An 8,032-nucleotide genomic window follows, 5' to 3' on the forward strand; every position below is an offset into this window, starting at 1 on the left:
GCATTGAGCAGTCCTCATTGGGTTTTATCAACTCACGATATTCGCTATGTTAATTTGCTCAGCCTGGATTTTCGCTGGTGGAGCAGAGACAAACATTGAATGTTGCGAAACGCTAAACGATAATAAGCGCAATCGATTGAAGCTTAAGGGATGAACATGAAAAAAATTGAAGCGATTATCAAGCCATTTAAATTGGATGATGTTCGAGAAGCGCTAGCTGAAGTTGGCATTACAGGGATGACCGTCTCTGAAGTGAAAGGTTTTGGTCGCCAAAAGGGTCACACAGAGCTTTACCGTGGTGCAGAGTATATGGTGGACTTTCTACCTAAAGTGAAGCTCGAAATCGTTGTAACCGAAGATGTGGCTGATAAATGCGTAGAGACAATCATTGAAACCGCGCAAACTGGTAAGATTGGTGATGGTAAAATATTCGTCACTGATATTGAGCGTGTGGTTCGTATTCGTACTGGTGAAGAAGACGAAGACGCGATCTAAGGTTTCTTGTCACCTGTTTCGTATTTATTATGCTAAAAGGGAGCCAAGTGGCTCCTTTTTTGTTGTTTGCTTATTAGTGAAATCATTTAACCCGAGATTGGTTGTTCTAGATTTCGGGTGCCTACATTCAGGTTTGTCGTATGTTTAAGCGTTTTTTTCTGGCGTTAGCTTTTCTTATTATGGCGGTATTGGTCGGCTTCCAGGTTATTTTCACCGTACCAGATCAGCCGCAAATTATTACCCAAACAGGTACCGAGCTGACACAAGATATTAGGTGCATCGAATTTAGCGATTCAAAAGCTCTCGATCATGACGGCAAAATCAATGTGCTTGTCTGGAATATCTACAAACAGAACCGGGCTAATTGGCAACGTGCACTCGATGAGTTTTCTGCTGATAAGCAGTTACTGTTATTGCAAGAAGCCAGCATGACACCATCATTTAAACAGTGGTTGGTGGATGGTCGCTGGGTTAGTAATCAAGTGAGTGCTTTTAAGGCGCTGGGTAGCGGTGCCGGTGTAATTAGTATTGCTCAAGGGCAACCAGAAAAAGCCTGCGCTTACACCTCTAAAGAGCCGTGGCTTCGCTTACCTAAGTCTGCATTATATAGCCAGTATCACTTGAGTAATGGCGAGAAACTCGCAGTGGTGAATGTACATGCGATTAACTTCACCGTAGGTACAAAAGAGTATGTATCGCAGTTAACGGCGCTTGAAATGCTTTTAAAGCATCATGTGGGGCCAATTCTATTTGCTGGAGACTTCAATAGCTGGAGTGAATCTCGCGTTAATGCGATGAGGCAGGCCTTAAAGGCTGCGGACTTACAAGAGGTGACGTTCTTGCCGGATCATCGAGTCCAATTTATAACAGGGTTACCACTGGACCATGTGTTTTACCGAGGTCTGACGCTTAAGTACGCAAAAGCGCCGCAGAGCGACGCTTCCGATCATAACCCATTGGTATTGTCATTTACGTTAAATAACTAGCTTAGGTTACCACAATATAAAGTGCCCAAATAACGTAGAAGAATACCCATGGCAGGCTTGCTATCACCAAAGCTTGGCCACGTTCAAACTCCGTCCACGTCAGTACAACGCCGTAGCCGAGCACAATGTACCAAGGCAGAAGCAAAGGTAACGAGCTAGCGAAATGAGACCATTCGTTAGTAAGAGGCAGCTTTAATAGACCATTGAGGCTATTTAAATCGGCAGCGTAAGTCATTACCTGACCATGCTTGAGTAGCAAGCTCGCGTAGCTTGCTACATCGCCCAATACTGCTGGGAATAAGATAGCACACGATGCGGCAAACCATTTCCAGTAACCGTATTGTTGTTTGCTTGCCTTTGTTGCAAGAAAGAACCAAAGCGCGAGCAATAGTAAGGTGGCAAAGCGGTTGAATACATCATTGATGATCGCGCTTGCCATTAGCGTGTTTGGTTCTAATAGCTCAATCTGCTTCGGGTCGATTTGCTGAAATTGCGCAGCAAGTTGGTCACTGAGCCACGTGAAATCGACATTCGAAAAGTAAGCACCCCAGAATAAAAACGGACTAAGCATCAGGAAGGTGAACGGTTGCCATCCCCATCCACCGCGTTGATAAAGCGCGAGAAAACAAGATGTTGGAGAACGAAAAATGTCCAACAGCATCACAAGTGGATTGCTTGATGGGTTCATACACTTACCTTCGTTACGTCAACGTACAACTTAAGCTTTTGACCTGGTTGTAAGTATTTTTTCTTGTGTAGCGAGTTCCATTTCACGATGTCGTTCGTTTTTACTTTGAACTTGCTTGCAATGCCGCTAATGGTGTCGCCAGAGCGAACGTTGTAGAAAACGGTACGGATCACAGAACCTTTGTCTGAGTCCTTCCATATCACTAGCTTTTGACCCACACGCAATGGATCTTTAGGGCTCATACCATTCCATTTAGCTAACGATTTATACGACACTTTATTGTTACGTGCGATTGACCACAAACTTTCTCCAGACTGAACGACATGGGTGAGCTTGAGTTGACCACGAGCACGAGATTGAGTCTTGTTTAATCGGTTTTGTGCCGTTAATGCGTATTTTGCATCGTCTTTTGTTGATGTCGGAATCAACAGGTATTGACCAATACGAATATTGTTATTCGATAGGCCGTTGGCACGTCGAATGACTTTCGTGGTTGTGCCGTATTTATTAGCTAGCACGCTTAAAGAGTCGCCAGATTTCACCTTGTAGCGAGCGACCTTCATCCCTTTACCGCGATTTTTCTCCACCTTGGTGAGAAAAGTCTCTTTTTTCTCTACGGGAATCAAAAGTTGGTGCGGCCCCTCAGGCGCTGTCGACCACTGGTTGTATGCTGGGTTGTAACTCTGCAACTCTTTTACGCTAATGCCGGCATAATCTGCGGCAATAGCCAGATCTAACTGCTCTTCTGGATCAACAAGCGTTAGAACAGGCTTGTTTGGAATTGCAGGAATATTAAGTCCGTACTTGTCTTGGTTTGCGATAACGTCAGCCAAGGCCAATAGCTTAGGAACGTAACTGCTGGTCTCTTTTGGTAAGTCTAATGAGAAGAAATCGATAGGTTTACCGAGCTTTTTATTCTTACGAATTGCGCTAGAAACTCGGCCTCCACCGCTGTTATAAGCGGCGATTGCATGTTCCCAGTTACCATCAAAACGCTCGTTTAGTTGTACTAGGTAGTCCAGCGCTGCATCCGTTGCTGCTGCCACATCTCTGCGACCGTCATACCAGTAGTTTTGCTCTAATCCCATCATTTTTCCGGTGCCTGGGACAAATTGCCACAACCCAGCCGCGCTACCATGTGAGTAGGCAAAGGCATCGAATGAACTTTCCACTACAGGAAGTAATGCAAGCTCCATTGGGAGTCCGCGCTCTTCGATACGTTTTGTGATCATGTATAGAAAAGGAGTCGCACGCTTAGATACCGTGTAAAGGTGATTTGGGTGCTTTAAATACCACGTACGGTAGTAGTCCACTTTCTTGTGGTTTGGGATATCCATGTCCAGCTGCATGGCGATACGTTGCCACACATCTTCTTGTTCTTGGGGGGAGAGAACTTTAGGCGCGTCGTTAGCGGATTTTTTTGCTAGTGACGATTTATTGCCCGGTTGAGCTTTTACTGCATTTTGCTTTGCAGTCTGCTCAGATTTATTGGTTTCTGGTGTAGAAGACGTTGAATCTGACTGAGTCAATTGACAGCCAGATAATAACAACGCCAACGCCCAAGTATACTTCAAACGCATGGATTCAGCCTATTTAGGGCCTGTTTATCTTCACCTGCCTGTCGCGCAACGTAATGTGCGTGGCAGTCGCAAGATAATAGACATCTTTTAAACACTAACTAATTTATAGAGGCAAAGAGCTTCTAATTATGCAATGGGGAGAAATTCAAATAGATTTATATCAACCCCAAACGTAAGAGAAGCGCCAGTGGCGCTTCTCGAAAAATCAGTCCCTGATAATACTGGGGTCTTGCAAACTTACAAGCAGAAAATGGTTAAAATTCGTTCTTCCACTCGCGTAAAGCAGTAAAAACCGAGCATGGATCGCTATTTTTAATGCGACTAGCAACAGATTGAACCACGTCAGGGTTAGAGGTTCGCAAGAACGGATTAATCCACTTTTCTTTGCGTATTGTTGTTGGAAGTGTCGGAATGTTGAGTGCTCGCAGTCGGTTTACATCGTCGCGATATTGGCGAAGTTGCTCATTGTCAGGTTCAACCGCTAGAGCAAACGCCACGTTACTCGCCGTGTATTCATGTGCGCAGAAGACTTGAGTTTCTTCTGGTAGAGACGTTAGTTTGCTCAGTGATTCAAACATTTGCTCAGGCGTACCTTCAAAAATACGACCGCAGCCAGCAGAAAAGAGCACATCACCGCAAAACAGTTTTCCGTCCCCAACGTAACCGATATGGCCCAAAGTATGACCGGGTAACCCAAGTACTAAGAAAATCTCACCAAACAACTCTAGCTTGTCGCCTTCTTCCATTGGTGTCGTTAGGGTTGGAATTGGCTCTGATTTTGGGCCCACAACGGCGACGTTAGGAAATGCACGCACTAAGTCTGGAACGCCACCAATGTGATCGTTGTGGTGGTGCGTAATTAAAATCGCTTCTAAAGTTAATTCGTTAGCCTGCAGAAATTCTAATACTGGCTTCGCATCGCCCGGATCAACGACTGCGCAGCGCTTATCGCTATTTTGTATCAGCCAGATGTAATTATCATTAAATGCGGGTATGCTTTTGATCTCTAACACGATTCGTTCTCCGTCACCCATTTTAGTCAGGTGGTTAATGAAACCAGCACTCAGCAACAAAACTATACCACACCCGTCGACTTGGTCAGCAATGAACAACGGTCCGTGGGTGCTTGAGTCAATCCAGACCCGACTTGATGAATGGTGCCCGAAACTCTTCGGCTACCATATGCTCAAACTGGGCGGGTTGAGCTGTGAGCTAACCAGCTGTAATTGTAACATTCAACACCAAGTCAACGTAGATATCCAGAACCCGTTGCATAATGTGATTGCAGATGGTTACGAATTACCCTTTTTGGAAAAAAGCTTTGATGTTGTGATACTCGCTCATCAGCTCGACTATGCAAGCGATCCACACCGTTTGTTGCGTGAAGTCGATAGAGTGATGATGGATGATGGCTATGTAATTATTACTGGATTCAACCCATTAAGCTTGACTGGATTAGCGAGTTTGCTTCCATGGCGTAAACATAATTTGCCTTGGAGTGGACGAATGTTTACGTCGAGCCGCATCAAAGATTGGTTAGGCTTACTTAATTATCAAGTGATTCATTGTGATCGTTATGCGCTGTTTCCGATGAAACGTTACCGTACGATGTGGACATGGTTGGAAAATAGTCTTGGTGATTGGGCATCACCCGCTGGGAGTTTGTATTACATAGTCGCGCGGAAACGGACATACCCTCTCAAGCCTATCAAACCGCATTGGCGCTTGAAGAAAAAGCTCACACCACTTGGGGTGATGAATCGAGAGGGTAACACTATGAGGAAAGAATCTCGCTAAGAGGGTTGGTAACCTGTATCTTCCTCAGTTGGGTTTTCTGCAGCAGTACGGGCTAGCTCATCACACATTTCGTTCTCACGATGGCCTGCGTGGCCTTTTACCCAATGCCATTCAACTTGATGGCGTGCGGTTTCTTTGTCTAGAGCTTGCCATAAATCGGCATTCTTCACGGGTTTTTTATCCGCTGTTTTCCAACCACGCTTCTTCCAGTTATGGATCCACTGAGTAATACCTTGGCGCACATATTGGCTGTCAGTCGTTAAAGTGACTTTACAAGGTTGTTTTAACGTCTGTAGCGCGACGACAGCCGCCAACATTTCCATGCGGTTGTTGGTAGTTAACGTATAGCCTTTGGAAAGTGTCTTTTCTACGTCTTTGTAACGCAATACTATGCCGTAACCACCTGGTCCTGGGTTACCTAAACAAGAACCGTCAGTGAAAATCTCAACGTGTTTGGTCATATTTTTTGGTACTATTAGCCGAAACATTTAATAAAGCATAGTCTGACATACATAACCTTATGAATACCAGCAGCAATTCTGAATATAACCGCATTGTCGTTCTCGATACCGAAACCACAGGTATGAACCGCGAGGGTGGTCCTCACTACATGGGACACCGCATTATTGAAATCGGTGCCGTGGAGATCATCAACCGTAAGCTGACTGGTCGTCACTTCCACGTTTATTTAAAACCCGATCGTGAAATCCAACCAGAAGCGGTTGAAGTTCACGGTATTACGGATGAATTCTTGGTTGATAAACCGGAATACGCGAGCGTGCACCAAGAGTTTCTTGAGTTTATTAAAGGCGCAGAACTTGTTGCCCACAACGCGCCCTTCGATACCGGATTTATGGATTACGAGTTTGGCATGCTCGATCCTAACATCGGCAAAACGGACGACTACTGCAAGGTGACCGACACCCTTGCAATGGCGAAGAAAATCTTCCCTGGTAAGCGAAACAACCTTGATATCTTATGTGAACGTTACGGTATTGATAACTCGCACCGTACACTCCACGGAGCTTTGCTCGATGCGGAGATTCTAGCCGACGTTTACCTCTTTATGACGGGTGGTCAAACGAGTCTAGAATTTAACGCGAATAAACAAGAGGGTGGGGTAGAAACCATTCGTCGTATTGAAGGAAGAAAAGCGCTAAAGGTTTTGCGCGCAAGTGCCGATGAACTAGAAGCTCACCAAAAAAGATTAGAGTTGGTGAACGACTGTATTTGGCATCAATAGGAGAAGCTATGTTGAGGGCTTTGTTGGTCGCGTTTTTAGCGATATGGAGTAGTCTCTCGAGTGCTGCGAGTGAATCTACAATGTCTTTGTTAGACAATCGCTTTCGAGTTGATCCAACCATCGAGCAGATCACGTTTTTGGTTTATCGTGAGCAAAGTTCTCAGCCAGTTGTTTTAGTCCGTCCTGACGGTAAAAAATACTATGCTTGGGGCTCTTACGACAATGTACGTTGGTATCAAGAAGCCTCACTCGATATTATTTCCGTTGATAACCCTATGCCAGGTCCATGGCAGGCTGTGGGGAAAGTTACGCCTAAAAATAACATCCGCTTAATTTCTCACCTAAAGCTCAGTACGGATCTGTTCCCAAACCGATTATATAATGGGGAAGCGCTTAAGTTTACAGCTCGCCTGACCTCCGACGGCAAACCTCTTGTACTGCGCGACTTCCTTGAACGCGTGAATCTGCGCGTGACATTTACCAAGTTTGTCGAAAATGAAGATGAGCTGATCAAAGAAGCTCGTCCAGTGCCGATGGTTGTGGGTGAGTTTTCTGATGACGGCCGCGGCTTGGATGAAAAAGCAGGGGATGGTGTGTTTACGGTTCAGCTCCCAATAGACGTTGAGCCTGGTAAGTACCGCGCGCGCATCACGTCTGGCAATGGCGTATTCTTACGAGCGCAAGAACAAGTCATCTTGGTTTATCCGAACCCAATTTCTCGTACTTTTATTCAGGCTCGTAATCCCGATAAGCCACACCAATTAGTGGTGAGTGGCGAGCAAGGTATGATTGCACCAGGCTCCATTGCAGTCACAGTGAAAAAGGACGCTCCCGATGGCTTCATTAGTTACAGCCAAGGACAGGTCTCTAAAGATGGAATGAGAGTTACGTTGGACCTCAATAACGATGCTGAGCTTGGTAAGTACGCATGGCGCGGCGAGATCTTTGCCACTGATTTTGCAACCCAGCGTCCGTTGGTGTTTCCTATTCCAGAGCAAACTTTCAGTGTTGTTGATGAAGTTGATCTAGAAGCTGCTCGAATTGCAAAAGAAGCTGAATTAGCCGAGCAGCGCCGTATTGAAATGGAAAAGCAAATTATCGCTGAGCGGGAGGCTGAGCGTAAGCGCAGCATGATTATTATCGCGGTAGGTAACTTGATAATGCTGCTGATTGTGATCATTGCATGGATAGTTTGGCGCAAAATTAAAGCGAAGCGCGATGCCATGCCAGAGATGCAATTAGA

9 protein-coding genes are annotated in these 8,032 nt (G+C 45.4%); 5 read left to right on the forward strand and 4 right to left on the reverse strand.

All coding sequences use genetic code 11. From position 1 onward, the window contains the following. Window positions 1–156 precede the first annotated feature (156 nt). Together glnB and CAG68_RS05875 are read left to right on the forward strand one after the other, a co-directional pair. Window positions 157–495: a nitrogen regulatory protein P-II gene (glnB, locus tag CAG68_RS05870; RefSeq protein ID WP_005380372.1), complete on the forward strand. Its 339-nt coding sequence runs from the start codon at window positions 157–159 to the stop codon at window positions 493–495. Window positions 496–635: 140 nt separating this feature from the next. After that, window positions 636–1,481 carry an endonuclease/exonuclease/phosphatase family protein gene (locus tag CAG68_RS05875; protein WP_161440911.1) on the forward strand — a complete coding sequence of 282 codons (846 nt, stop codon included), beginning with the start codon at window positions 636–638 and terminating at the stop codon, window positions 1,479–1,481. Between the two features lies 1 nt (window position 1,482). On the opposite strand, the gene CAG68_RS05880 is transcribed toward CAG68_RS05875, so the two are convergent. From CAG68_RS05880 to gloB, 3 genes are all read right to left on the reverse strand, one after another. Continuing rightward, window positions 1,483–2,169: a YIP1 family protein gene (locus CAG68_RS05880; protein ID WP_132936886.1), complete on the reverse strand. Its 687-nt coding sequence runs from the start codon at window positions 2,167–2,169 to the stop codon at window positions 1,483–1,485. Further along, entirely contained in the window at window positions 2,166–3,749 is a 1,584-nt protein-coding gene (locus tag CAG68_RS05885; RefSeq protein ID WP_005391819.1) for a lytic transglycosylase, read from the reverse strand. The genes CAG68_RS05880 and CAG68_RS05885 overlap by 4 nt, the downstream gene beginning before the upstream one ends. 254 nt (window positions 3,750–4,003) lie before the next feature. Beyond that, window positions 4,004–4,762 (reverse strand): hydroxyacylglutathione hydrolase, encoded by a 759-nt coding sequence (gloB, locus tag CAG68_RS05890; RefSeq protein WP_005380380.1) that lies wholly within the window; start codon window positions 4,760–4,762, stop codon window positions 4,004–4,006. Window positions 4,763–4,799: 37 nt separating this feature from the next. Here gloB and CAG68_RS05895 point away from each other — a divergent pair, with 37 nt between their 5' ends. After that, window positions 4,800–5,546, forward strand: a complete 747-nt coding sequence (locus CAG68_RS05895; protein ID WP_005391820.1) for a class I SAM-dependent methyltransferase — start codon at window positions 4,800–4,802, stop codon at window positions 5,544–5,546. Here CAG68_RS05895 and rnhA read toward each other — a convergent pair. Further along, on the reverse strand, window positions 5,543–6,007 hold the full coding sequence (rnhA, locus tag CAG68_RS05900; RefSeq protein ID WP_005380384.1) for a ribonuclease HI: 465 nt from the start codon (window positions 6,005–6,007) through the stop codon (window positions 5,543–5,545). The genes CAG68_RS05895 and rnhA overlap by 4 nt on opposite strands. A gap of 59 nt (window positions 6,008–6,066) precedes the next feature. On the opposite strand from rnhA, the gene dnaQ reads away from it, so the two are divergent. Together dnaQ and CAG68_RS05910 are read left to right on the forward strand one after the other, a co-directional pair. After that, window positions 6,067–6,789, forward strand: coding sequence for a DNA polymerase III subunit epsilon (gene dnaQ, locus CAG68_RS05905; RefSeq protein WP_005380385.1), 723 nt, complete (start codon window positions 6,067–6,069; stop codon window positions 6,787–6,789). A gap of 8 nt (window positions 6,790–6,797) precedes the next feature. Next, the coding region (locus tag CAG68_RS05910; protein WP_161440912.1) for a TIGR03503 family protein at window positions 6,798–8,032 on the forward strand (1,235 nt) is incomplete at its 3' end.

Origin of the sequence: Vibrio sp. V42_P2S4T144, from assembly GCF_009904715.1 — a bacterium.
In the GTDB taxonomy this organism is placed as follows: Bacteria; Pseudomonadota; Gammaproteobacteria; order Enterobacterales; family Vibrionaceae; genus Vibrio; species Vibrio alginolyticus.